The sequence below is a fragment of the Bacillus sp. PSXD-155 genome (assembly GCF_049310765.1).
Lineage (GTDB): Bacteria > Bacillota > Bacilli > Bacillales > Bacillaceae_G > Bacillus_A > Bacillus_A cereus.
On the sequence record NZ_JBMOWC010000004.1, the window covers coordinates 145,587 to 171,347 of the forward strand.

A 25,761-nucleotide genomic window follows, 5' to 3' on the forward strand; every position below is an offset into this window, starting at 1 on the left:
TATTTCAAGATTCATCTTATTGATAATGAAGACCACATTCGGTTTTCACTTTCCCAGCCCATCTACCATCTCTTGAATCGCCACCATCCCCTACAGGTAAAGTACATTTCTCACACCCAATACTTGGATAGCCAACATCATGCAACGGGTTATACGGCAAGCTATGTTTGTATACATATCGCCAAACTTCTTTCCACGTCCAATGAATGAGTGGACAAACTTTAATAGATTGAAAACGATGATCTTGATTTATAAACTTTGTATGCTTACGTGTTTCTGATTGTTCCCTTCTTAAGCCCGATATCCATGCTTTTTCCACGACTAATGATTTTTCTAAAGGTAAAATTTTTCTAATCTTACAACAAAGATTCGGATTGCTCTCCCACAGTTTTTCACCATGCAACTTCGCCTGTTCATCAAGTGTAAGTTCTGGCTGCTTTTCTATAATATTCAATGAAGGAAATCGTTCCCTCACTCTTTGAATTAATTCATATGTTTCTTGAAAATGAACATTTGTATCCAAAAATACAACTTTAGCAGATGGATTTACTTGGTTTATAAGGTGCAGTAATACCATACCTTCCACCCCAAAGCTACATGCGTAGACGATTTCATCTTTATACTCTTCATAAGCCCAATTTAATACTGATAACGCGCCTTTTGTTTCATCTTCTTCCGAAAACGAAACAACATTTTCTTCCCACGTTTCATACGTCAACATGTTTTTTCCCCCTGTAAAAGCAAAAAGACGGTTTTAACCTAATGAAAATAGGTTAAAACCGCCTCTAGTTTTTCTAGTCAGCGCTTTTCACTTTAAGCGTACTTTTTCACTTTTCTCTAACTGAATTACTTTTCCATCTTGCACAACAATTGTAATTGAGCCATATTTCATATCAGCAAGCATCGCTTCAATCTTCTCGGATACTTCATCAAAATGTTCCCGTACACCCACGCGAACAGCCCCCCTTTTTATTCATAAAAAAAATCTTTCCCATTTCGAAAAGACTGTTCGGTAATATATTTTACCTTATCTTTCAAAATGGATTCCATTTTGCTGGATTTAGCACCTTGCTTTCTATAAGCAGGTTGCCGAGCTTCTTCGGGCCAGTTCCCTCCGCTTCTCTTGATAAGCTTTGTATTTGTATTTTATCACAATTCTGATTTTTTTCAATCCTAGTTTTCCGATATATTTTAATTATTTTATTTTACAAAAAAGGAATTGCCCATCCGAACAACTCCTTTTTCTATTTAAACAAGCTCTTTAATACGTATGCGATCGTTCCCAATAATATTTTCATATGTTTCGCGTTCCACAACTACTTGCGATGTTCCGCCTTTTGCAAAGACAACGGCTGGTCTTCGAATCCGATTGTAATTATTCGCCATCGAGTACCCGTAGGCTCCTGTACAGGAAACTGCAAGTAAATCAGCAGAAGCGACTTTCGGTAAATGAATATCCCAAATCAACATATCTCCGCTCTCACAACATTTCCCCGCAATCGAAACGAGTTCCTCATTCTCATCATTCCCTCGATTCGCTAACATTGCTTCATAACGCGCACTATATAAAGCAGGTCTTAAATTATCTGTCATTCCACCATCGACTGATACATATTTCCGAATACCAGGAATATCTTTCACAGATCCAACTGTATAAATTGTTGTCCCAGCATCACCTACAATGCTACGGCCTGGTTCAATCCATATTTCTGGCAATGGATATTCACATACAGTAAATTGTTCTCTCACTGCACTTGTTACAGCTCGCACATATGTCTCAAGAGTTAACGGAGTATCCGACTCTGTGTAGCGTATTCCAAATCCCCCGCCTACATTTAACACTTTTACTACATAGTTTGTTTGCTCTCTCACTTCTTCTAAAAATTGGCGAAGAACTTCAATCGCTCGAACAAAGCCAGCTGTTTCAAATATTTGCGATCCGATATGTGAATGAATCCCTAGCACATTATAATTGGATTTTTGTAAAGCAAATCCAATTGCCTGCATCGCTTGACCGTTTGAAACGCCAAATCCAAATTTCGAATCATCTTGGCCTGTTGTAATATATTCATGTGTGTGCGCCTCTACTCCAGGCGTTACACGAATTAATATGTTCACAAACTTTCCATGTTGCATCGCTAAATCGTGTAAAACTTCTAATTCAAAGAAATTATCTACGACAAAACAACCGATATTCGCCTGAAGAGCCATCACTATCTCTTCTTCTGTTTTATTATTTCCATGAAAATGAATACGTGATGCTGGAAATCCTGCTTGGAGCGCAGTATATAATTCTCCTCCAGAAACAACGTCTAATGACATATTCTCTTCACGAGCTACTCGGCACATCTCCATGCACAAGAACGCCTTGCTTGCATATGCTACTTGATAAGAGAAACCACTTTCTTTAAAAGCACGATGAAATGCTCGGCATTTTCCTCGAATAGACTCTTCATCGTATACATAAAGTGGTGTTCCGTATTGCTTTGCTAGCTGCGTCGTATCGCACCCTCCAATTTCTAAGTGTCCTTGCCCATTAATTCGGCTTGTGCCGTGTAAATACATTTAAATTCCTCCCTTATTTCCTCTAAAACTCATAACCCCAATCTTCTATTCATTGCAGCACGCTTTTAGATAGACAAAAAACGCGCGGAACAATGTTCACACGCGTTTCTTATTAGGAAAAATATATATTGAAAAAATAAACGAGTTGTTATCTCCTCAAAATAAGAAACCGCATCAACATCTCCAAATAGCTCTCCATAAAATAAATCTTATGACAGTACTACATTTATTCAATGTAGTCCCAATATATGAATAAGATGGTTATTCTTATATTTCGGCAATAGTCCCTTTCAGCCTATGATCACAGATTCCATGAAATCTCCCATAGCTTACTCTTTCCTATCGCGGCCTCTACCTTTGAGAGTAGATGAGGTAAGTCTATTTAATTTTCAAACATCTAATTGTTGCTATTAACAATACCAAAGGACCATTTTATTTGTCAAACAATTTTTTATATTGTTTTTTTACAGTTTAATTTTGTATCATTTGGTAAGCGCTTTACTGAAATCTTTGTCACTTCCCATTCGCCTTCTTCGTTATTAAATGTAATCGTTACCTTCTCAAATGGGGGAGCAATTTTCCCAGCAACACGTTCATACTTTGTCACTTCAATACTTGCTTGAAATAAATATGTACCGCTATACACTTTTTTTAAACTAATAATTTTAGGACATTGATACGGTTTCAAACTTCCATATTGTTTTTCAATTGCTTTATTTATTTTTGGAAATAAAACAGAATAAAGTGCATCTTCCATAAGAGGTGCATCATATTGAGCTATTGACACACTCGGTGAGGTAAAAAGTATAACACTACTGCATGCTATAAAATATAATAATTTTCGCATTATAACCTCCGTATTATCACGCGATTCTTTCTGCGTACGATAATTATCATACATAGAAATTCTGTTTTATTGTCTCCCACCACTCTTTTTCTACTCGATTATTATAAAAAAGCCCACAACTCTCTTTTATTTTCGTATAATGATACTCATAGTATAATAATCATAATAACAAAGGACTGTTCGTATATATAAAATGAGTCGTTAAGCAAACTGACTCACAAGAACTGTCATGCTTTTTAGGAGAGGAGTATATTATGCTACAACATCTGTTTCCAAAACTGCGATTTGCACTCGTTGCAGTCGTTTTACTATGGATTAAAACATATATTGTGTACAAGCTAGCATTTGATATTAAAATTGATAATTTCTTTGAAGAATTCATGCTTTTTATTAATCCACTAGCTGCGTTACTTTTATTTTTCGGCTTAGCTTTACTTGCATCTAAGCACCGAAACCGAATTATAATTGGAATCAGTTTTATACTGTCATTTATTTTATTTGGAAACGCAATGTTTTATGGGTTCTATAACGATTTCGTTACTTTCCCGGTTTTATTCCAAACAAACAATATGGCTGATTTAGGGACAAGTATAAAAGAACTCTTTACGTACAAAACATTACTTTTATTTGCAGATGCAATTATTTTAATGTTTATTTCGCGTAAATTCCCATCATTTGGCGACAAAACACCACTTTCCCGCTCAGAGAAGCGAACTTTCTTTAGCGGTGTAACAGCTTTATTAGCACTACAAATTGTTGTATCAGTTATTTATAAACCACAAATGTTCTCGCGCTCATTTGACCGTCAAACTGTCGTAAAGAATTTAGGTTTATACACATATCATCTATTTGATATTACACTTCAATCCAAGTCTTCAGCTGAGCGTGTATTTGCAAGTGGGGATGGATTTTCTGAAATCAAAAACTATACAGACTCAAAAGACAAACAAGTTCATAAAAACTTATTTGGAGCTGCAAAAGGTAAAAATGTAATTTTAATTTCAATGGAATCTACACAAAGCTTTGTTATTAATAAAAAAATAAATGGAAAAGAAATTACCCCATTTTTAAATGAATTTATTAAGGATAGTTTCTATTTCGATAACTTCTATCATCAAACTGGACAAGGCAAAACTTCTGATGCTGAATTTATCGTTGAAAACTCACTTTATCCGCTAGATCGTGGTTCTGTATTCTTTACTCATGCAACAAACGAATACACAGCGACACCAGAACAATTAAAGAAATACGGATATTCTTCTGCCGTCTTCCATTCAAATGATAAAACGTTTTGGAATCGGGATGTAATGTATCCTGCGCTTGGATATGATCGTTACTTTAATTTAAATGATTACGCAGGAACGGAACAAATGTCTGTCGGTTGGGGATTAAAAGATAAACAGTTCTTTGAACAATCTATTCCAAAGTTAAAATCTTTACCGCAACCGTTCTATACAAAATTTATTACATTAACAAATCATTTTCCGTTTCTTCTAAATCCGGAAGACCAATATGTTGATGAATTCAACTCAGAAAGTGGTGTTGTAAACCGCTACTTCCCAACTGTTCGTTACACAGATGAAGCTCTTAAATTATTTATTAAACAATTAAAAGAAGAAGGACTGTATGATAATTCTGTTATTGTCATTTATGGTGATCATTATGGTATTTCCGAAAACCATAACGCAGCTATGGCACAGTTCCTAGGAAAAGATACTATTACACCATTCGATTCTATGCAATTACAACGAGTTCCTCTTATTATTCATGTGCCTGGTCAAGAAGGAAAAGTTGTTTCTAAAGTATCTGGTCAAATTGATATTAAACCAACGCTCCTTCATTTACTTGGTATTAAAACAAATAAATCCGTTGAATTTGGAACTGACTTATTTATTAAAGAAAAAGACCCGCTTATGGTAATGCGTGATGGTAGCTTTGTTTCTGAAGAGTATGTTTATACAAAAAATATGTGCTACAAAAGAAGTACGGGTGAAGAAGCTGATATGACGCTATGTCAGCCGTATATTGAAAAAGCAAAAACAGAATTAAAACTCTCCGATAAATTAATTTATGGAGATTTATTACGTTTCGATCCTAATAATCAATATAAAACTGGAACGATGACAACGAAATTTGAATAGTAAAGGAAGCAACTTTATACAAGTTGCTTCCTCTTTTTATTTTCACTTAATTTTTAAATCATCCTTCTATGAAATCTTTCACAAATTGGTAATTTCTTTCGTATGAGGAATAAATTTATGGTATGATAAAATAAGTAAACTTTCATACACTAATTAAGAATTTATTACAGAAAGCAAGGGATCAGATTTTGTATAGAGCAGCTATTCCAAACTTATTTACGCTCGGAAATTTATATAGCGGATTTTTATCAATCGGCTATGCATCTTTAGGATATTATAAATCAGCTGCTATTTTAGTACTTATCGGGATGATGTTAGATAGTCTTGATGGTCGTGTTGCTCGTTTATTACGTGTTGATTCACAAATGGGAAAAGAGCTCGACTCGCTTGCAGATGTCGTAACATTTGGTGCAGCACCTGCTGTTTTAATGTATTACACATCTTTCTCAAACTACGGAATCATCGGATTATACATAGCGGGATTATTCCCTCTTTTCGGAGCATATCGTTTAGCACGATTTAATGTAACACCATCTTCTACTTCAATGAAATATTTCACCGGAGTACCGATTACAGCAGCGGGAGGGCTTGTTGCTTTCTTAACATTATTTTCACATACCATTCCAAAAATCGTTCTTATTACCGTATTTGTAACGTTCGCATTTTTAATGGTGAGCCGCATTCGTATCCCAAGTTTAAAAGATGTACCAATTCCACGATATAGCATCATTATTACACTATTTTTAGTTGGAATCATTATTACAATGTATCAAACAGGATTTGGCAATTTTTCTGTTTTCTTATTCATTGCCATTCCACTATATATTTTGTACATGTTATCTCAATTCATTAGACAAAGACCGTCTAAAAAAGCGAATAAAGAAAAATAAGAAAACCTTCCGAGTCCGGAAGGTTTCTTTTTATTTTGTGACTAATACCTTTTGATTTACAGGTGTTACTGGCTCTTCGCCGTTTAATACAGCTAAAATATTTCTGACAGCCATTTCAGCCATCGCATCACGAGTTTCAAACGTTGCATTCCCTACGTGTGGAGCAAGTACTACATTCTTTAACTCTTTTAGCTCTTCTGTAATTTTCGGTTCAAATTCAAACACATCAAGAGCTGCCCCTTCAATTTCATTCGTTTTTAATGCATAAGCAAGTGCTGCTTCATTCATAATTGGTCCACGTGAAGCATTTACAATATACGCTGTTTTCTTCATCATTTTAAACTGCTCTTCATCAATCATATGATGTAATTTCGGATTATAAGCACAGTTAATTGTAATAAAATCTGCTGTTTGTAATAATTTTTCCAACGTCACATACGTTGCTCCCAGTTCACTTTCAGCTTCAAACTTACGATTTGGCCCTGTATATAAAACATCCATTCCAAATGCTTTCGCACGTTTTGCAACAGCCTTCCCGATTTCTCCAAGACCAATAATTCCGATTGTCTTACCGTGGACTTCTCGTCCTAAGAAAAATAACGGTGCCCATCCGTTAAATCCAGTCGTACGACATAACGTATCCCCTTCAGGAATTCTACGCGCCGCTGCTAAAAGAAGTGCAAATGTTAATTCTGCAGTCGCTTCCGTTGATACTTTCGGTGTATTCGTAACTGCAATTCCTTTTTCACCCGCATACGTGTAATCAATATTGTCGTAACCAGCACCATAGTTTGCAACAATCTTTAAATGAGACGCTGCATCAATAACTTCTTTTGGCACCTTTGTCGAAAGTAAACTTAACAATGCATCTTTATCTTTTACACGCTCTGTTAATTCATCTATAGAAATTAATTCCTCTTTATCGTACATTTCTACATCATGATCTTTTAATAGTTCTAATCCAATTTCCGGAATTTTTCCCGCTACTAATATTTTTGCCACTACTAACACCTCTTCTATAGAAAATAAGATATCTCTTATATTTCATTGTAAGAAATCCACATATAAAAACCAAGGAATTTGATTATAGTTTTGAAAATCGACACTTTTCCATGAAAAAAGAGGAGATGCAACTCTCCCCTCTTCTTACGCTTTTTCCTGCGATTCTTTTCCGAGCTTCACATCAATAGTTCCTTCTGCAACCGTATCGCTAATTTGCTCCTCAATAACCGATTGAGATGCAGCATTCGTTTCAGAAGTATAAGCTTGTTGCTGTGCAACTTGTACATTTTGTTTATTTTGTTGTTTCGCCATTTCTTACCCTCCTTTTCATTCTTTCTTATTTTGAACAAAAAGGGTGGTTTTCATCAAAAAATTGCGTTTCATTTTGAATTTGTTACTTCTTCTTCAAGCGACCTCATTACTCTTGCTCGCTTCGTAAATGTTGCAACCTGAGTAACACCGTGCGCTCGTAATGTTTGTACATTCTCTTGTACATAGTTCCCTAAATCATTTGGATAATGGGCATCCGAAGAAATCGTAATTGGAACACCATACTTAGCTAATACTTGTAAATATAGTGGACTTGGGCACATTTCACGAACAGGATAACGATAGTACAATCCTGCATTTATTTCTGTTGCCGTATTCGTTTCTACTAACGCACAGGCAATTTCCTCATAATAAGAAAGCTGTTCATTCTCATCCAATCGATAATTAAATACCTTTATATTATCTAGATGAGCGATAATATCAAATAAATCGGTACGAATCGCACTCTCAACTGTTTTAAAAAACGTATCGTATAATGCGCGTAGGTCATGCACCTCAAAATATTCTTTCGTATCTGGATTATCAAATCCCCAGCCATTTAGAAAATGAACGGAGCCAATTACATAATCAAAGTCTCCTAGCGCTAATAATTCTTTTAACTCTCCTTCACAACCAATAAAATAATCCGCTTCAATTCCAAGTTTAAGTGTGACACCTCTTTTACTCCATCGTTCTTTCGCCTCTTCAATTGCCTTTGTAAAATCATACAGTGAAACTACCCTTACTTGATCTAACCATTCTTTCTGTATACGACCGAGCTTAGAATCACTAATATCTACATATTTTTCATAATATCCTTTCGCTTCATGAAAACGATATAGATGATCAACAATTCCCACTTCTTTTATTCCTTTTCGCACAGCTTCTTCTAAATATAGATCTATCCATTCTGTTGTAAATGGCCCTTCCTTCACACGTTTTTGCAAACGCTCTTGTGTTTTCATAAGCCAATCCATAGAATGCCTTTCTTGAAGCGGTTCATAACATTCCAACGCTTCATTTATTTTAGCAAGCCATCCTATTGAATACGGTCCTTCTTCTAAGTGAAGATGATAATCTACTTTCATATACATTCCCCCTTATAATGTATCTATTTCCCTTCTATCCCCAACTCTCGAAAGCTTTCCATTTCGTTCTTTCACCTCTCGCATGACATCTTCCAATGCGATATTTTTTTCAGCTAATAAAACGAAACAGTGATAAAATACATCAACCATTTCTTTCACTACTTCTTCTTTATCATTATTTTTACATGCGATAATTACTTCAGCACACTCTTCACCAATTTTCTTTAAAATTTTATCTTCTCCTTTTGAAAATAAATAATTTGTATACGATTCAGGAAGTGGGCTTTCCTTTCGTTCTTCAATTGTTTTATACAGCAACTTAAAGGCATTTTCCATATGTATCCCCCTATATAATTTGATAGTGAAAACATGTCTTCTCCCCCGTATGACAAGCAGGTCCTACTTGTTTCACATTCACAACAATTGAATCTTGATCACAATCTAAGTATAGAGATTGCACATATTGAACATTCCCTGATGTTTCTCCCTTATTCCATAACGACTGCCTCGAACGAGAGTAAAACCATGTTCTTTTCGTCTCTAACGTTTTTTCATATGCTTCTTCATTCATATAAGCTAGCATTAAAACTTCTTTCGTACCTTCTTCGATGACAATTGCCGGTATTAATCCTTTTGAAAAATTAGGTTTCATAACCGCACCTCAACATTTGCATCTCTTAATTTTCGCTTTACACTCTGCACTGTCGCCTCACCATAATGAAAGATGGATGCCGCTAATGCTGCATCAACTGTTGTCTTTTGAAAAACTTCTATAATGTGATCCGTATGACCACAGCCTCCTGATGCGATGACTGGAATGGAAACACTTTTTGAAATTTCTTCTGTTAAACGAAGATCATATCCACTTTTCGTTCCATCTGCATCCATACTCGTTAACAAAATTTCACCCGCCCCGAGCTTAACAACACGCTTCGCCCATTCTATGGCATCCATTCCTGTGTCAACTCTTCCGCCGTTGACGTATACGTTCCATTTATCTTCTGCTACTTTTCTAGCGTCAATTGCCACGACAATACATTGTGATCCAAAGTGTTCTGCGCCCTCTTCGATTAGCTTCGGATTTCGCACTGCCGCTGAGTTTATTGAAACTTTGTCTGCTCCAGCTCTTAGTAAATTGTACATATCTTTCACACTTGAAATCCCCCCGCCAACCGTAAGAGGAATAAATACTTTAGCTGCTGTTTTTTCTACAACATCTATAATCGTTTTTCTTCCTTCATGAGTCGCTGTAATATCTAAAAATACGATTTCATCTGCCCCTGCCACGTTATATGCTTCAGCTATTTCAACCGGATCACCGACATCTTGTAATCCTATAAAATTTACCCCCTTTACGACTCGCCCTTCTTTCACATCTAGACATGGAATAATTCGTTTCGCTAACATAACTTCGTTACCTGTAACACTTCTTCTAAATCAATCGTTTTCTCGTAAAGCGCCTTTCCAATTATGACACCATATATATTCATATCATTTAACTTTTTCACATCTTGAATAGATGCCACTCCTCCAGAGGCAATGAGACGAATGCCCACACTTTTTTGAAGTAACGCCAATTGTTCAAAATTTGGCCCTGCAAGCGTCCCGTCTTTCGAAATGTCTGTAAACACAATCGTTTGAACATCTAAACTTTCCATTTGTTTCGCTAAACTAATATAAGAAATTTCAGACAGATCAAGCCAACCTCTCGTTGCTACGAAACCATTTTTCGCATCAATTCCAACAATGATTTTCTCTTTATATAGACGAACTGCTTCCTCTAAAAATGACTTATCATAAAGAGCTGCTGTTCCTAAAATCACTTTTTCTACACCTACTGACAATAACTTCTCCACCGCTACAAGTGAACGAATTCCTCCTCCCACTTGCACAGGAATACGTACCGCCTTACAGATTTTTTCAATGACGGGCAAATTTAACGACTCGCCAGCAATTGCACCGTCTAAATCAACAATGTGTAGTATTTCCGCTCCAAGCTTTTCAAATATGATTGCCTGCGCTACCGGATCTTCATTCATCACCGTTTCTTTACTAAACTCTCCTTGATAAAGTCTAACGCATCGTCCTTCTTTTAAATCGATAGCTGGGAAGATTTCCATGCTTCTACCACCCCTTGAAAATTTTTTAATATTTGCATACCAATTTCACCACTTTTTTCTGGATGAAACTGTGCACCAAATACATTTCCTTTCGCTACAAACCCTGGTACTTGCATTCCATAATCACTTACTCCGCATACAATTTCATCTGGACAATCCGCGTAATATGAGTGAACATAATAAACGAAAGAACCATCCACTAATCCATTCCAAAGCGGAAATTCTCTTTCCTTCCTTAGTTCATTCCATCCCATATGAGGAATTTTATACGAAACTTTTAACTTACGAATTTCCCCTGGTAGTAAACCTAACCCGCTACAATCTTTTAGTTCCTCACTTCGTTCAAATAAAAGCTGCATGCCCAAACATATACCGAGGAGAGGTTTTCCTATATCACAAACCTCTTTTAGTACACACACTAAATCTCTTTCTTCTAATACGTCCATCGCTTTCGGAAATACACCTACTCCCGGTAAAATCACGCCATCGCTTCTCAATATCTCTTCTTTATCACTCGTTACAATGTACTCTGCCCCAATATATTTTAATGCTTGCTCTACACTGCGAATATTCCCCATTCCATAATCTATAATGGCAATCAATTACAACATCCCTTTCGTTGAATTTACACCAGTAATGTTGGCATTTTTTTCGACCGCTTCTCTAAGCGCTCTACCAAAAGCTTTAAATAATGCTTCAATTTTGTGATGCGTATTACTTCCGTATAGAACGCGCGCATGTAATGTAATATTGGCAGCATGTGCAACTGCTCTAAAAAATTCTTCCGTCAATTCTGTATCAAAATCCCCAAGCTTCGGATTTGTTAATTCCCCTTGAAATACACAATATGAGCGTCCACTTATATCAATTGCGACAAATCCTAAAGATTCATCCATCGGTACATACGCAGAACCGTAACGATTAATTCCCTCTTTGTTTTGCAATGCTTCTTTCAAGCAATTTCCGAGTACAATTCCAACATCTTCAACGGTGTGATGTGCATCGACAAATGCATCCCCTTCTGCTTCAACTTGCAATCCAAATCTTCCATGTCTAGCAAATAAAGTAAGCATATGATCGAAAAAACCAACCCCTGTTTGAATAGATACATTTGTACTTTCATCAAGCTGCAAATTTAATTTAATTTTTGTTTCTGTCGTCTCACGTACTTGACTGGACTGACGCATTATTTTTCCTCCTCAAACCTTATTTGGATTGCTCTCGCATGTGCATGTAACCCTTCTTTATTTGCAAGCTCTACAATGTGATGCTGTACATTTTTTAATGCTTCCTCCGTATAAGAAATAAAACTTGATTTTTTCACGAAATCATCGACTGATAACGGAGAAAAAAATCTTGCCGTTCCGCTCGTTGGTAATACATGATTCGGTCCCGCTAAATAATCCCCGAGCGGTTCAGGTGCATATGACCCAAGGAAAATAGAACCTGCATGTTTCACATAATCTAGAGCATTCATCGGTTCTTTTATATGTAACTCTAAATGTTCTGGAGCAATTTCATTTGATAACTTTAGTGCCTCCTCTAAAGAAGGAACGATAAAGATGGCTCCATTTCTATTTATTGATTCACGTGCAATTTCACTTCTTGGTAACATTTCTAACTGTCTTTCTATCTCTTTTTCTACTTCTTTAGCTAGTTCCATATTCGTTGTAATACAAATCGCCGTTGCTCTCTCATCATGCTCTGCTTGCGATAATAAATCCGCTGCGATATATTTTGCATTACCTGTTTCATCCGCGACAACTACAATTTCTGATGGACCAGCAATCATATCGATATTTACTATTCCGTATACTTCTCGCTTCGCTAGAGCGACATACAAATTTCCCGGTCCAACTATTTTATCCACTTTCGGAATCGATTCCGTCCCGTATGCTAAAGCAGCAATTGCTTGCGCGCCACCTATCGTATAAATTTCATCTACTCCCGCAAGATTTGCAGCAGCTAATATATGCGGATCAATTCCTCCTTTCCTCGGCGGTGTTACCATTACAATCTTTTTCACACCTGCGAGTTTCGCCGGCAATACATTCATTAATACTGAAGAAGGATATGAGGCTGTCCCACCCGGTACATATACACCTACATTTTCTAACGGCCGAATGAGTTGCCCTCTAATTACGCCTTTACTTTCACAATCGAATATTGAGTGCTTCTTTTGCTTTTCGTGATACGAAACAATGTTTTTCTTCGCCTCTTTTAAAGCTTCTAAAAATGAATTCGTTACAAACATACTCGCTTGCTGTATTTCTTCTTCACTTACACGAAAATCTTTCATCTCTACACCATCAAACTTTTTTGTATAGAAAGATAAAGCTTCACCTTTCCCTTCCCTTACATTTCTAATGATTTCTCTTACACTTCTTTGAACAGTTTCTTCTATTATATTAGCGTTTTCTCTTAGCACTTTTACTTTAGATAATGCCTCCTTAAAGTCTTCATAAATGATTTTCATTTTAAGTCCTCCTATTTCCCTGATAAGATTTCTTGCTCCATCATATTTACGATACTGAATATTTCGTCTTTTTTAGTTTTTAAGGCTGCCTTATTTACAATCATCCGAGCCGATATAGAGTGCATTTCCTCAAATACAATAAGTCCATTCTCTTGTAATGTTTTTCCTGTTTCAACAATATCTACAATCGCATCTGCCAATCCAAGAAGAGGAGCGATTTCTACAGAACCTTCTATTTTAATAATTTCTACATCCTCTCCCTTATCATGAAAATAAGTAGAAGTAATATGCGGGTATTTCGTAGCAATTCTTTTCTTCCGGTAACTCTTCGGATTATACGTAGGAATAGAAGCAACACAAAACTTACAAATCCCCACTCCTAAATCCAGCATTTCATAAATATCTTTCTCGTTTTCCATTAAAATATCTTTTCCAACGATCCCAATATCAGCTACCCCATGTTCTACATAAGTAGCAACATCAACCGCTTTTACTAAAATAAATGAAACATTTGTATTTTTACTTTGAAATACAAGCTTCCGACCTTTATTTTTGAGATCGGAACAATCAATTCCAATCTGCTCAAAAAGTGGAATGACATGTTTTTCTAACCTTCCTTTCGTTAACGCAATTTGAATGTTACGCATGAAGCCTCTCCTTCTTTCTGGACTACCCATTTCTCATTCCATACATATTCCACTAAATATTCATTCTTTGCCTCAACGACCGTTCCTATTTTATTTTTTCTTGCAAATTGAAAGGTATCGCTTAAATTAGAGAATAGAGATAACCAAGCATTTTTCCCATCCTTTCGAAGTAAATTTCGTAACCTTTCTGCTTCCGCTAATCTATTTAACTCATAATGAATCACAATATCAATTTGATTTCGTTCATATGGTTCTTGCTGCTCTTGCAGCGCCTTCACAATTTGATTTACTTGTACCGCGAGTCCAACAGCTGGCAGCATTTCTCCAAAATTCCCAATTAGCTCATCGTATCTTCCGCCACTAACGATTTCTTCTCCAATTTCATATATATATCCTTTGAAAATAACACCCGTATAGTAATCTAAGTGTTGAATCATGCCCAAATCAATTGATATGTAAGAACCATATCCTAACGTTTCAATTGTTTCATACATTTCTTTTACTCTTGCAATTGCCATTTTCATTTCATTACTTGAAGCAAGCTTTTCTGCCTCCTCAATAACTTCTAAATTTCCAAATAGCCTTGGTAATTTCTCAAGTAATCTTACTGTCTCATCGCATCGATCTAATTTCTTTTCTCCGATAAAATTTGAGAGGGCAGCATAATTTTTACTTTCTATATACGTTCTAAGTACCCTTTCTTCTTCATCATGGATGGAGAGCTTTTTTACAATACATTTATATAACTGTACTTGCCCAATCTCAATTGTAAAAGATTGCACCTTCAACTTTTGAAGTGCTTGAATGACACTTATTACACATTCAATTTCAGCTCTTACATTATCAATCCCGATAACTTCAATACCACTTTGTACGATTTCATTATATTTTCCAGAATGGGATTCATTGGCTCGAAATACATTCCCGCTATACGTCACTTTAAGTGGCGTATCCCATCTCTGTGTTCCAATCACTCTTGCTAAAGGAATTGTCATATCTGGACGTAAAACGATAATCCTTCCCTTTTCATCAAAAAATTTATACATTTTCTCTTCATCTATCGGTCTATTTTGAAATGCAAAAACATCATAAAATTCAATTGTAGGTGTTCTTATTTCCTCATAACCTCTCTCTAAAAAAGTAAGCCTTAATTTTTGCTCCACTTCTTCAATTAACGTACATTCTTCGAATAAATAATCTCTCGTTCCATTCGGGTTCGCCCGTTTCCATTTTGTCATCTAAATTTTCACACCTTTCCCCTTCTAATGTATGCCTATTCCATTCACCTAAGCCGAAAATAAAAAGAGCCTTGTAGACAAAATACCTACAAGGCTCTTCAGTAGAGTGTAGGTACAACGGGAATAACCCTTGTACCTACACGTTTTCACGCTAGGTTCAAGGGTTTCATGTATGATGATGTAGTTGTGTAAGCATTGTAATAGATTTTATTGTATTCATAATACTTACTCCCTTTCTCCTCTGATTTTCACATAGTATATAACAGTTAATTTTGAATGTAAATACATTTTTAATATTCCGTCACTTTTTTTAATGTAAAGCCACTTTTCTTTCATACTCTTTTATTTCTTGTTCATATTGCATTGTAATACTAATTTCATCTAAACCATTCAATAACTTCTCTTTCCACATTTTCTCGATTGTAAAATGGAATCTGTGCATATTCGTTATAATTATTTCATTTTCTAAATCAACTGTGATTTGTTCCCTCGCATCTGTTTTTGCAAGTTGTTCACGCATATCTTTGTCCATTACAATCGGTAACATGCCATTCTTCATACAATTCATATAAAAGATATCGGCAAATCCTCCAGCGATAATAACGCGGAAACCATAATCAGCAAGCGCCCATGGAGCATGTTCTCTAGACGAGCCACATCCAAAATTATCACCTGTAATTAATATGCTGGCTCCTTTTCTTTCTTGCGCATTAAGCGGGAAATTAGGGTTTTCTTGGCGATTATTATCATATCGCCACTCATCAAATAAAAACTTCCCAAACCCAGTTCTTTCAATTCTCTTTAAATATTGCTTCGGAATAATTTGATCTGTATCAATGTTATCATTCATCAGTACTGCGGCAGTACCTTTATGAATACGAAATGGCTCCATCATAACTCTCCTTTCTAATATCAACAAAATGACCATGTAACGCAGCCGCTGCCGCCATTGCCGGGCTAACTAAATGCGTTCGTGCTCCCTTTCCTTGTCTTCCTTCAAAATTGCGATTTGACGTAGAGGCACAATGTTCTCCTTCAGGCACTTGATCTGGATTCATACCTAGACACATTGAGCATCCGGGCTCTCTCCATTCAAATCCAGCTTCTTCAAATATGCGATGTAATCCTTTATGCATCGCTGCTTCTCTTACCCTTTGGGATCCAGGTACAACAAGTGCTCGCACACCTTCTTTTACTTTTTTACCTTTCACGACAGATGCAGCAATTTCTAAATCAGAAAGCCTAGAATTTGTACAAGATCCAATGAAAACATGTTGAACTGGAATGTCATACGTACTTTGTCCGGGACTCAATCCCATATAAGAAAACGCTCTTTCGTCATTTGCATCATGCTTTTCTGGCAATTTCTCATCAATCCGAACACCCATACTAGGATTTGTTCCCCACGTAACGTACGGCGCTAAATCCGTAACATCTACTATAATATGTAAATCATAAACTGCATCTAAATCTGTATAAAGTTCCGACCATTTTTCCTTAATAGATTCATAGTCTTTCGGTGCATATTTACGTCCTTTTACGTAAGCAACCGTTTTTTCATCTGGTGCAATAATGCCAGCCTTCGCTCCCCCTTCAATTGCCATATTGCAAAGCGTCATCCTCTCTTCCATATCCATAGCATGAATGGCCTCTCCGTAAAACTCCATTACGTAACCTGTTCCAACTGCTACTCCGTACTTTGAAAGGAGATGTAAAATAATATCTTTCGCATAAACACCTTGCGGTAACTTTCCTTTTAACTCAATGCCCATCGCTTTCGGCTTTCGTTGCCATAACGTTTGCGTTGCCAATACATGTTCCACTTCACTCGTACCAATACCAAACGCTAGTGCGCCAAAAGCACCGTGTGTTGCTGTATGACTATCACCACAAACAATCGTTTTCCCTGGCTGTGTGAGTCCAAGTTCTGGTCCTATAACATGAACGATCCCTTGCTCTTCATCTCCGATATCCGCTAATGGCACCTGAAATTGTTTACAGTTTTCCCGAAGTGTATCTAGTTGCTGCTTCGCAATGCGATCGGTAATATTCCAAACATCTTTCGTTGGAATATTATGATCCATCGTTGCAAATGTTAAATCTGGTCTGCGGACTGTTCGATTTGTAAGCCGCAAGCCTTCAAAGGCTTGCGGTGACGTTACTTCATGAACAAGATGTAGATCGATATATAATAAATCCAATCCATTTTCATTTGTCGCAACTACATGTCTTTCCCAAAGCTTATCTAGTAACCTTTTCCCCATTATCTTCCTCTCCCTACTAACGCTTGCTCTTCCATTTCTTGAATAACTGCCTTTGTAAACGAAGTTGTCGTTTCAGTCCCCCCGATATCTGCTGTACATTTTCCAGATTTAAGGACTGCAGAAACTGCTTCTTCAATTGCATATCCTTCTCTCGTTAATCCGAACGATTGCCCAAGCATCATTGCAACAGAACGCATCATCGCAATTGGATTTGCCTTATTTTTCCCCGCAATATCCGGTGCTGATCCGTGAATAGGCTCGTATAATGAAGGCCCCTTTTCAGCGTGACTTGCTGATGGAAGCATTCCTAATGATCCAGCTAATACTGAAGCCTCATCACTTAAAATATCACCAAATAAATTTTCCGTTACAATAACGTCAAATCTTCCTGGATTCCGAATTAATTCCATAGCCGCTGCATCTACTAAAATGTGTTCTACTTCCACATTTGGGTAGCGAAGTGCTACTTCTTCTGTCACATTTCTCCATAGTTTACTAGACTCTAAAACATTCGCTTTATCAATAGATGTTACTTTTTTCTTCCGCTTATTTGCTAATTGAAAGGCATACGAAACGATACGTTCAATTTCATGTCGATGATACGTAAGTGTATCTGTCGCCACTTCTTCCGTTCGCTCTTTCGGATAAGAAAAATAAATTCCGCCTGTTAATTCACGAACGACAACGAAATCAATTTCATCAGCATTTTTTAATGGTGATAAATGTGCAGTTGCACTTTCTACCGTTACAGGGCGAACATTCGCAAATACACCGAGTCCTTTTCTTAATGCTAATAATCCTTTCTCAGGCCTTTCTTTCGCACTATCCCACCTTGGTCCACCTACTGCTCCAAGTAAAACCGCATCACTCGCTAAACAGGCGGCAAGTGTTCGCTGTGGTAATGGTTGCCCAGTTAAATCGATAGCAACACCACCAAAGTACTCATCTTGCAAATGAAAATGATGTCCATATAGCCTTTCTACCATATGCAATACTTCCTTCGCACTTTCCATAACTTCTGGACCAACACCATCACCAGCTAAACAAACGATACGTTTTTCCATTTTTAACACTCCTTTTAACTGAATTTTCAGAACTTTGATTTGATAGATGAGGAAAGCTTCTCTCACCTATCAAATATTTATTTCACAAGCGCTATAAGAGATTTTAATTTCCCTGCTGCATGGACATAAGCTCTCGCCGACGCTTCCAATACGTCTTGCGCAACTCCAAAACCTGATATTTGGTGACTACCTTCTTTTAATTCAACATGAACGTGAGCAAGTGCATCTTGACCTTGTGTAATAGATTGTATGCGATAATCTGCCAATTCACATTCTAATCCTAAAATTCTTTGAATCGCATTGTATATCGCTTCAATACTACCAGAACCAGTGGCTGCATCTTCATATACATTTCCTTCCTCATCCTTCAGCACAACTGTTGCGCATTGTGTACTATTTGATACGAAATGCACTTGTAATTGCGTAATGTTATATTGCTGGGCTGCAAATGCTGCTTCACCAAGCATAATTGCGCGTAAATCTTCCTCAGTAATTTCCTTTTTACGATCCGCCAATTTTTTAAATGCTTCGAATGCCGCATCTCGCTCTTCATTTGTAAATTCATAACCAAGCTCTTTCATTTTTTCCGTAAACGCATGACGGCCAGAATGTTTCCCAAGTACAAAGAGATTTTGAGATTCTCCTATAAGCGCTGGTTCGATAATTTCATAAGTTGTTACTTCTTTTAGAACCCCATCTTGGTGGATGCCTGATTCATGAGCAAATGCATTCGCTCCAACGATTGCTTTATTTTTCGGTACAACCATACCCGTTAACCTGCTTACTAATGTACTCGTTGCCTTAATCTCTTTTAAAGTCATCGAAGGTTCTGCTTTATAAAAATCTTTTCTAATATGAAGAGCAACCGCAACTTCTTCTAACGCTGCATTCCCTGCTCTTTCTCCAATGCCATTAATCGTTCCTTCTACTTGCACTGCTCCGCCTTCAACCGCAGCTAACGAATTTGCTACTGCCATACCAAGATCGTCGTGACAATGACAAGAAAAAATCGCTTTTTCATATGATGGAACGGATTCTTGTAAGTATCTAAAAAGAGAATAATATTCTTCCGGATTCGTATATCCAACTGTATCCGGAATATTAATTACATTCGCTCCTGCGCGAATCGCAGTTTCTACTGCTTCAGCTAAAAATGCTCTCGATGTTCTTGTCGCATCTTCTGCAGAAAATTGTACTGTCGGAAATAATGATTTTCCAAGCGTAACCGAACGATGAATACTATTTAACACATCTTCTTTTGACATACAAAGTTTATATTTCATATGAATATCACTCGTAGCTAGAAATACGTGTAGACGAGGAGATACAGCACCTTTCACAGCTTCATATGCTCTTCGAATGTCACTTTCTTTCGCTCTAGCTAAACTCATAACCGTAGCATTTTGAATTGTATTCGCGATGCGTTTTACCGATTGGAAGTCACCTTCGGAAGCTGCCGCGAATCCAGCTTCCATTACATGAATACCAAGCCTCTCTAATTGCCTAGCAATTTGTAACTTCTCTTGTTCATTTAAATTTACTCCTGGTGATTGTTCGCCATCACGAAGCGTTGTATCCATGAACAAAATCTGCTTCATATTATTTAATCCCTACCTTTACTCGCGGCTGTACGAAAGGCATCATTTCACGTAATTTACGTCCTACCACTTCGATTTCATGTTCATTCTCTTTCTCATTTGTCGCGTGGAAATTTGGTCTTCCTGCTTTATGCTCTGCAATCCAGCCTCTTGCAAATGTACCATCTTGAATTTCTGCTAATACTGCCCCCATCGCTTTCTTCGTATCTTCAGTAACAACGCGTGGTCCTGATACGAAGTCTCCCCACTGCGCTGTATCTGAAACTGAATATCTCATATTTTCAAGTCCACCTTCATACATAAGGTCAACGATTAGCTTCAGTTCATGTAAACATTCAAAATATGCAAGTTCAGGCTGGTATCCCGCATCAACTAACGTTTCAAATCCTGCTTTTACAAGTGCAGTCACTCCGCCGCAGAGTACAGCTTGCTCTCCAAATAAATCTGTTTCTGTTTCTTCTTTAAACGTCGTTTCTAATACACCAGCTCTCGTTGCTCCAATTCCGTCAGCATAAGAAAGTGCTTTTTCAGTCGCAACTCCTGTTGCATCTTGATATACTGCAAATAATGCAGGAACAGCCCCTCCCTCGGTGAACGTACGGCGTACGAGATGCCCCGGTCCTTTTGGCGCTACTAGAAATACATCTACATTAGCTGGTGGTTTTACTTGATCAAAGTGAACATTAAATCCATGTGCGAACACGAGAGAGTTTCCAGCCTGTAAATTTGGTGCAATTTCAGCTTCATATACTTCTGGTTGTAATTCATCAGGTAATAGAATCATTACTACATCAGCTTTTTCCGCTGCTTCTGCTACTGTATATACAGAAAACCCATCTTCATTCGCTTTATCCCAAGACTTACCTTTTCTTAAACCTACTACTACATCAAATCCGTTATCACGTAAATTTTGCGCATGCGCATGACCTTGCGAGCCATATCCGATGATTGCTACTTTCTTTTCCTTTAATACATTTACTGTTACATCTTTCTCATAATAAACTTTTGCCATTTTCATTTCCCCCTATATTTAAATGATTATTGAATTAACATAACTTGCTTATCTTGTTTTTTCATACTACGTGTAAATGCTGTTACACCTGTTCTAGCAATTTCTTTTAAACCGTATGGACGAAGTAATTCAATTAACGCTTCTACTTTATCTTGCGTACCTGTTACTTGCACAACTATGGAATCCTTCCCAACATCTATTACAGCGGCTCGAAATGGTTCAATTAAACTATATAATTCTGCCCTCGCTACAGAAGTTGCTACTTTAATAAGAGCAAGCTCTCTAGCAATCATTGCTTCTTCTGTAATATCTGATACTTTCAGAACATCGATTTGCTTATGAAGTTGTTTAATTAACTGCTCAACTTGCTGTTCACTTTCAACGTGTACAACAATCGTCATTCGCGATATATCTGATGATTCTGTATGACCTACTGAAATACTTTCAATATTAAAATGTCTTCGTGTCATAACCCCTGTAATTCTGTTTAACACACCACTTTGATTTCGAACTGTCGCTGTAACAATTCTCTTCACCCTTTTTCCACTCCCTCCATTTGGTGAACACCTTTTCCTGGTGCAACCATCGGCATAACCTTCTCTGATTGAAGTACACGACAATCGATTACGACTGGCTCTTGTAATTCGATCGCATGCTGGATTTGCTTCTTTGCAAGAAGTGGATCGTCAATACGAACACCTTTTATACCATACGCATTCGCAAGAGCGACGAAATCTGGTTGGCATGGCAATAAAGAATGTGAATATCTTTGATTGTAAAATTCATCTTGCCATTGTCTTACCATTCCTAAAGCTTCATTATTTAAAATAAATACTTTAACGGGTAAAGCGTGTTCTTTTAATACACTTAATTCTTGCAGAGTCATTTGAAACCCAGCATCACCAACAATTGCAATAACTAATTCTTCAGGCTTTGCAATTTGCGCACCGATTGCTGCTGGAAATCCGAACCCCATCGTTCCTAATCCGCCAGAAGTTACCCATTTATCTGGATTTTTCAACGGATAGTATTGTGCTGCCCACATTTGATGTTGCCCAACGTCTGTTGTTACAATCGCTTCTCCTTTCGTGATTTCATATAGCATATCAATCGCGTATTGAGGTTTAATACTTTCAGAATTTCGTTTATAAGAGAATGGATACTTTTCTTTTCTACTCTTTAATAAAGAGAGCCATTCATGATGATTTTCTTTCTTTCCTTCTGATTGAAGCAATACTTCTAACGCCCGCTTAGCACTTGCAACAATAGGAATCTCTGTTGGCACATTTTTCCCGATTTCTGCTGGATCAATATCGATATGTGCAACAGTCGCCCCTTTAGCAAAAAAAGCTAAATTCCCAGTAAGACGATCGTCAAATCTCGCACCTATATTAATGAGTAAGTCGCATTCATATAACGCCATATTGGCTGTGTAAGAACCGTGCATTCCCCCCATCCCTAGAAATAGCCCATCATCTGGCGGAAAACCACCAAGTCCAAGTAACGTATGCACAACAGGGATTTCATATTTACGGGCAAAACTTGTCAATTCTTTCGAAGCTTTCGCATGCAGTATACCTGCTCCAGCTAAAATTAACGGTTTTTTTGCGGTTTCAATTGCTTGTAGTAATTTGTTTATTTGAAGTAGATTCGGTTCATAATTAGGGTTATATCCTGGTAAATCCATTTGTACATTGCTACATCGCTCACCTTTCTCGACTACCATATCTTTCGGAAGGTCAATAACGACTGGTCCTGGTCTTCCTGTTTTAGCAATATGAAATGCTTCTTTAATAATTCGAGGTAAATCTGAGGCCTTTCGCACTTGATAGTTATGTTTTGTCACTGGCATCGTAAGTCCCATAATATCCGCCTCTTGAAAAGCATCGCTCCCAATTAACGTTGTTGCTACTTGGCCTGTAAATACAACAAGTGGCAATGAATCAATCATCGCATCCGCTAGACCCGTAATTACATTTGTAGCACCTGGTCCACTCGTTGCAATTACAACCCCTGGGTTCCCTGTAATTCTGGCATACCCTTCAGCAGCGTGAATTGCCCCTTGCTCATGCCTTGTTAAAATATGCGGAATTTCACAATCATACAGTGCATCATAGAGAGGTAAAACGGCACCACCCGGATAACCGAAAATCACTTTTACGCCTTCCTTTTCTAGCGCTTCTAACAATAGCTGTGCACCAGTTGCCAGTTTCTCTTCCGTTTTTGAAGACATTGTTCTTATAAGCCCCCTTTTTCAAACTTTTATACAATAAAAAAATCCTACGTCCACACTCCAGCTATGTGCTGAAGGGACGAAAGATTTCGCGGTACCACCCTTCTTTGCAAGAATACTCTTGCCTCAGTGATCCATAAATGGATCTAGCTAATAACGGAGCTACCGTCTAAGCCTAGACAAATGCTTTAGCTTAGCACTCAAGGGCGATGTTCGTCGACGTGAACCATCGGTTTTCAGCAACCACCGACTCTCTGTGAGGCTTCACAATCAACTACTCCTCCCTATCAACGCTTTCTTATGTTAAAAAAGTTGTTATCCAACTTTATTTTCTTCGTAAATTTTCTCTCCATCTTCTACAACTAACTTACGAAACTCTTCTAATAAACGGTTCGTATGTGGACCTGTTTGCCCTAAGCCAATCGTTCTACCATCTACTGTCGTAACAGCAATAACTTCAGCAGCTGTTCCTGTTAAAAACACTTCATCAGCTACATATACATCATGTCTTGTAAATAACTCTTCTCTTACGTCATATCCAAGTTTTTCGCCGATTTCTAAAATGGCGTTTCGTGTAATACCTTCTAACGCTCCAGCAGAACTTGGTGGTGTAATTAATTTATTTCCTTTAACAATAAACACGTTATCTCCTGAGCCTTCAGCTACATATCCTTGATCATTTAACATAAGTGCTTCTTGTACTCCAGCTAATTTCGCTTCAATACGAACTAAAATATTGTTTAAGTAATTTAAAGATTTTACTTGAGGGGATAAAACATCGGGACGATTTCGACGCGTTGCAACTGTTACAACTGGAATCCCTTTCTCATAATATTCTTGTGGGAATAAAGATAATTGTTCTGCAATTACTACTACATTCGGCTTCTTACATGAATCGGGATCCAATCCAAGATTTCCTGCTCCTCTTGATACAACAAGGCGAATGTATCCATTAGATAATTTATTTTGTCGAATCGTCTCAACAACAATATTTGTTACTTCATCTAATGAATATGGAATTTCTAAAAGGATTGATTTTGCTGATTCATACAACCGGACAAGATGCTCTCTCAAACGGAAAACATTACCGCTATAAACTCTAATTCCTTCAAACACTCCATCGCCATATAAATAGCCATGATCATATACTGAAACTTTTGCCTCATCTTTTGGAACAAATTCTCCATTTAAGAAAATCCATTGCTCATTCACTAGAAGCGCCTCCTATGTTCTATGAATTTTTTATTGTTTCCTAGTTTACTCTCCTTTCTAAATAAATCAAGTGAATTTTTAGAAAATTTATAATTTTTAATCGTACGTACTTCTTTACTTATATTGATTTAACAACATTGTTAACGTTTACAAAAAGTCAAAAATTTTTTTCGCCAATTTCCACTAAAAAAATATTTGTTTAAAAGAAGGATTTTCATCAATTGATACGAATCTATTGTATTCAATAAACGGACGTCCGATTTTATAAATCCGGGAATATATAACGACTTTTGCTGAAAAAGGGGGGAAATAACAAAAATAGCGCTGTCTAAAAATAACATTCATATTTTTCATTTCGTAATCATAATCCTATTTTTAAAAAACAATTTGTCAAAATGAAGGAGGAAATAAATATGGCGTGTGTACAAATTAAAGGAACGAGACAAGAGGTAGTAGAAATGCTGCAATTATTTGATCTAATGGATACGAAAGGTTTTTGTAAATTCGATAATTACGTAGAGGTAGAACCAAATACGCAAGAACATAATCATTTTATTGCTTCAATCGACATCCATTCAAATACTTCTTCTGCCCAAGATACATTAAACGATCAATTCGTTAGTCAAATGCTTACTGGCGTATATAACGACTAAACAAAGATTTACTTCCTACCGTCTTTTCATAAATACAGTGAACTTGAGCATACTAGCAATTAGATGGTAGGAGGTGAGAATTATGGCTATAATTGGCGTTGAAAACTCATTAACAGACGTTCAACAAGCTCTTCAGCAACAAGGTCATGAAGTTGTTACACTTAACTCAGAACAGGATGCACAAGGGTGTGATTGTTGCGTTGTAACTGGGCAAGATTCTAATGTGACGGGCATTGCAGATGCATCAATTAAAGGATCAGTCATTACAGCTCACGGTTTAACAACGGATGAAATTTGTCAACAAGTTGAAAGTCGCACTTAAAAAATGAAAGAGGACTCCTTTTAAAAGGAGTCCTCTTTTTTATATTCACCTAACGGGAAAGTAACATATACTGGATGAAA

At 37.0% G+C, this 25,761-nt stretch carries 28 protein-coding genes, 2 riboswitches and 1 other annotated feature; of the genes, 4 read left to right on the top strand and 24 right to left on the bottom strand.

The annotated features are described in order from the left end of the window. Nucleotides 1-16: 16 nt before the first annotated feature. From ACO6VI_RS05420 to ACO6VI_RS05435, 4 genes are all read right to left on the bottom strand, one after another. Nucleotides 17-721, bottom strand: coding sequence for a phosphoadenylyl-sulfate reductase (locus tag ACO6VI_RS05420; RefSeq protein ID WP_000959018.1), 705 nt, complete (start codon nucleotides 719-721; stop codon nucleotides 17-19). 87 nt (nucleotides 722-808) lie between these two features. Then, entirely contained in the window at nucleotides 809-952 is a 144-nt protein-coding gene (locus ACO6VI_RS05425; RefSeq protein WP_000538896.1) for a YezD family protein, read from the bottom strand. Between the two features lie 72 nt (nucleotides 953-1,024). Then, nucleotides 1,025-1,133, bottom strand: a riboswitch (SAM riboswitch). 115 nt (nucleotides 1,134-1,248) lie between these two features. Beyond that, nucleotides 1,249-2,565 (bottom strand): diaminopimelate decarboxylase, encoded by a 1,317-nt coding sequence (gene lysA / locus ACO6VI_RS05430; RefSeq protein WP_000280643.1) that lies wholly within the window; start codon nucleotides 2,563-2,565, stop codon nucleotides 1,249-1,251. A 180-nt stretch (nucleotides 2,566-2,745) separates the two neighbouring features. Beyond that, nucleotides 2,746-2,927, bottom strand: a riboswitch (Lysine riboswitch). A gap of 89 nt (nucleotides 2,928-3,016) precedes the next feature. Next, the gene (locus tag ACO6VI_RS05435) at nucleotides 3,017-3,412 is read right to left on the bottom strand and encodes a DUF3888 domain-containing protein (RefSeq protein WP_001228820.1); all 396 of its coding nucleotides are present in this window, start codon (nucleotides 3,410-3,412) and stop codon (nucleotides 3,017-3,019) included. 254 nt (nucleotides 3,413-3,666) lie between these two features. Here ACO6VI_RS05435 and ACO6VI_RS05440 point away from each other — a divergent pair, with 254 nt between their 5' ends. After that, nucleotides 3,667-5,553, top strand: coding sequence for an LTA synthase family protein (locus ACO6VI_RS05440; protein WP_161519995.1), 1,887 nt, complete (start codon nucleotides 3,667-3,669; stop codon nucleotides 5,551-5,553). 188 nt (nucleotides 5,554-5,741) lie between these two features. Then, nucleotides 5,742-6,443 (top strand): CDP-diacylglycerol--serine O-phosphatidyltransferase, encoded by a 702-nt coding sequence (gene pssA, locus ACO6VI_RS05445; RefSeq protein WP_000285417.1) that lies wholly within the window; start codon nucleotides 5,742-5,744, stop codon nucleotides 6,441-6,443. A gap of 30 nt (nucleotides 6,444-6,473) precedes the next feature. Here pssA and ACO6VI_RS05450 read toward each other — a convergent pair whose 3' ends face one another. From ACO6VI_RS05450 to ilvE, 20 genes are all read right to left on the bottom strand, one after another. Further along, on the bottom strand, nucleotides 6,474-7,445 hold the full coding sequence (locus ACO6VI_RS05450; RefSeq protein WP_053564912.1) for an NAD(P)-dependent oxidoreductase: 972 nt from the start codon (nucleotides 7,443-7,445) through the stop codon (nucleotides 6,474-6,476). A gap of 144 nt (nucleotides 7,446-7,589) precedes the next feature. After that, on the bottom strand, nucleotides 7,590-7,757 hold the full coding sequence (locus tag ACO6VI_RS05455; RefSeq protein WP_001118893.1) for a DUF4025 domain-containing protein: 168 nt from the start codon (nucleotides 7,755-7,757) through the stop codon (nucleotides 7,590-7,592). 68 nt (nucleotides 7,758-7,825) lie between these two features. Beyond that, the gene (locus tag ACO6VI_RS05460; protein WP_078993556.1) at nucleotides 7,826-8,842 is read right to left on the bottom strand and encodes a histidinol phosphate phosphatase domain-containing protein; all 1,017 of its coding nucleotides are present in this window, start codon (nucleotides 8,840-8,842) and stop codon (nucleotides 7,826-7,828) included. A gap of 12 nt (nucleotides 8,843-8,854) precedes the next feature. Next, nucleotides 8,855-9,178 carry a phosphoribosyl-ATP diphosphatase gene (hisE, locus tag ACO6VI_RS05465; protein WP_000426355.1) on the bottom strand — a complete coding sequence of 108 codons (324 nt, stop codon included), beginning with the start codon at nucleotides 9,176-9,178 and terminating at the stop codon, nucleotides 8,855-8,857. 10 nt (nucleotides 9,179-9,188) lie between these two features. Next, nucleotides 9,189-9,494 carry a phosphoribosyl-AMP cyclohydrolase gene (gene hisI / locus ACO6VI_RS05470; protein ID WP_000803964.1) on the bottom strand — a complete coding sequence of 102 codons (306 nt, stop codon included), beginning with the start codon at nucleotides 9,492-9,494 and terminating at the stop codon, nucleotides 9,189-9,191. Next, nucleotides 9,491-10,249 carry an imidazoleglycerol phosphate synthase cyclase subunit gene (hisF, locus tag ACO6VI_RS05475; RefSeq protein WP_023521478.1) on the bottom strand — a complete coding sequence of 253 codons (759 nt, stop codon included), beginning with the start codon at nucleotides 10,247-10,249 and terminating at the stop codon, nucleotides 9,491-9,493. Before hisF ends, hisI begins: the two co-directional genes overlap by 4 nt. After that, the gene (hisA, locus tag ACO6VI_RS05480) at nucleotides 10,243-10,962 is read right to left on the bottom strand and encodes a 1-(5-phosphoribosyl)-5-[(5-phosphoribosylamino)methylideneamino]imidazole-4-carboxamide isomerase (RefSeq protein ID WP_000402295.1); all 720 of its coding nucleotides are present in this window, start codon (nucleotides 10,960-10,962) and stop codon (nucleotides 10,243-10,245) included. The genes hisF and hisA overlap by 7 nt, the downstream gene beginning before the upstream one ends. Continuing rightward, entirely contained in the window at nucleotides 10,935-11,564 is a 630-nt protein-coding gene (gene hisH / locus ACO6VI_RS05485; protein ID WP_000560357.1) for an imidazole glycerol phosphate synthase subunit HisH, read from the bottom strand. The genes hisA and hisH overlap by 28 nt, the downstream gene beginning before the upstream one ends. After that, nucleotides 11,565-12,149: an imidazoleglycerol-phosphate dehydratase HisB gene (hisB, locus tag ACO6VI_RS05490; RefSeq protein WP_001249954.1), complete on the bottom strand. Its 585-nt coding sequence runs from the start codon at nucleotides 12,147-12,149 to the stop codon at nucleotides 11,565-11,567. After that, complete coding sequence (gene hisD, locus ACO6VI_RS05495; protein WP_000692519.1) at nucleotides 12,149-13,438, bottom strand: histidinol dehydrogenase; 1,290 nt, start codon at nucleotides 13,436-13,438, stop codon at nucleotides 12,149-12,151. Before hisD ends, hisB begins: the two co-directional genes overlap by 1 nt. Before the next feature lie 11 nt (nucleotides 13,439-13,449). Continuing rightward, nucleotides 13,450-14,085, bottom strand: a complete 636-nt coding sequence (gene hisG / locus ACO6VI_RS05500) for an ATP phosphoribosyltransferase (RefSeq protein ID WP_001244467.1) — start codon at nucleotides 14,083-14,085, stop codon at nucleotides 13,450-13,452. Beyond that, the gene (locus ACO6VI_RS05505) at nucleotides 14,061-15,323 is read right to left on the bottom strand and encodes an ATP phosphoribosyltransferase regulatory subunit (protein WP_000170292.1); all 1,263 of its coding nucleotides are present in this window, start codon (nucleotides 15,321-15,323) and stop codon (nucleotides 14,061-14,063) included. The genes hisG and ACO6VI_RS05505 overlap by 25 nt, the downstream gene beginning before the upstream one ends. Before the next feature lie 310 nt (nucleotides 15,324-15,633). After that, nucleotides 15,634-16,215: a 3-isopropylmalate dehydratase small subunit gene (gene leuD, locus ACO6VI_RS05510; protein ID WP_000433187.1), complete on the bottom strand. Its 582-nt coding sequence runs from the start codon at nucleotides 16,213-16,215 to the stop codon at nucleotides 15,634-15,636. Then, nucleotides 16,193-17,587 carry a 3-isopropylmalate dehydratase large subunit gene (leuC, locus tag ACO6VI_RS05515; protein ID WP_000518098.1) on the bottom strand — a complete coding sequence of 465 codons (1,395 nt, stop codon included), beginning with the start codon at nucleotides 17,585-17,587 and terminating at the stop codon, nucleotides 16,193-16,195. Before leuC ends, leuD begins: the two co-directional genes overlap by 23 nt. After that, nucleotides 17,587-18,651 (bottom strand): 3-isopropylmalate dehydrogenase, encoded by a 1,065-nt coding sequence (leuB, locus tag ACO6VI_RS05520; RefSeq protein WP_000415378.1) that lies wholly within the window; start codon nucleotides 18,649-18,651, stop codon nucleotides 17,587-17,589. Before leuB ends, leuC begins: the two co-directional genes overlap by 1 nt. Nucleotides 18,652-18,728: 77 nt before the next feature. After that, nucleotides 18,729-20,249 (bottom strand): 2-isopropylmalate synthase, encoded by a 1,521-nt coding sequence (gene leuA, locus ACO6VI_RS05525; protein ID WP_000809597.1) that lies wholly within the window; start codon nucleotides 20,247-20,249, stop codon nucleotides 18,729-18,731. 1 nt (nucleotide 20,250) lies between these two features. Further along, nucleotides 20,251-21,261, bottom strand: a complete 1,011-nt coding sequence (ilvC, locus tag ACO6VI_RS05530) for a ketol-acid reductoisomerase (RefSeq protein ID WP_001151744.1) — start codon at nucleotides 21,259-21,261, stop codon at nucleotides 20,251-20,253. Between the two features lie 26 nt (nucleotides 21,262-21,287). Continuing rightward, entirely contained in the window at nucleotides 21,288-21,797 is a 510-nt protein-coding gene (gene ilvN / locus ACO6VI_RS05535) for an acetolactate synthase small subunit (protein WP_000822952.1), read from the bottom strand. Beyond that, nucleotides 21,794-23,494 (bottom strand): acetolactate synthase large subunit, encoded by a 1,701-nt coding sequence (ilvB, locus tag ACO6VI_RS05540; protein WP_064531909.1) that lies wholly within the window; start codon nucleotides 23,492-23,494, stop codon nucleotides 21,794-21,796. Before ilvB ends, ilvN begins: the two co-directional genes overlap by 4 nt. A 72-nt stretch (nucleotides 23,495-23,566) precedes the next feature. Continuing rightward, nucleotides 23,567-23,794, bottom strand: a binding site (T-box leader). A gap of 15 nt (nucleotides 23,795-23,809) precedes the next feature. Then, the gene (ilvE, locus tag ACO6VI_RS05545) at nucleotides 23,810-24,706 is read right to left on the bottom strand and encodes a branched-chain-amino-acid transaminase (RefSeq protein WP_001005486.1); all 897 of its coding nucleotides are present in this window, start codon (nucleotides 24,704-24,706) and stop codon (nucleotides 23,810-23,812) included. Between the two features lie 413 nt (nucleotides 24,707-25,119). On the opposite strand from ilvE, the gene ACO6VI_RS05550 reads away from it, so the two are divergent. Together ACO6VI_RS05550 and ACO6VI_RS05555 are read left to right on the top strand one after the other, a co-directional pair. After that, complete coding sequence (locus tag ACO6VI_RS05550) at nucleotides 25,120-25,359, top strand: DUF3911 family protein (protein ID WP_000752514.1); 240 nt, start codon at nucleotides 25,120-25,122, stop codon at nucleotides 25,357-25,359. 82 nt (nucleotides 25,360-25,441) lie between these two features. Continuing rightward, entirely contained in the window at nucleotides 25,442-25,681 is a 240-nt protein-coding gene (locus ACO6VI_RS05555; protein ID WP_140157266.1) for a YkuS family protein, read from the top strand. Nucleotides 25,682-25,761 lie beyond the last annotated feature (80 nt).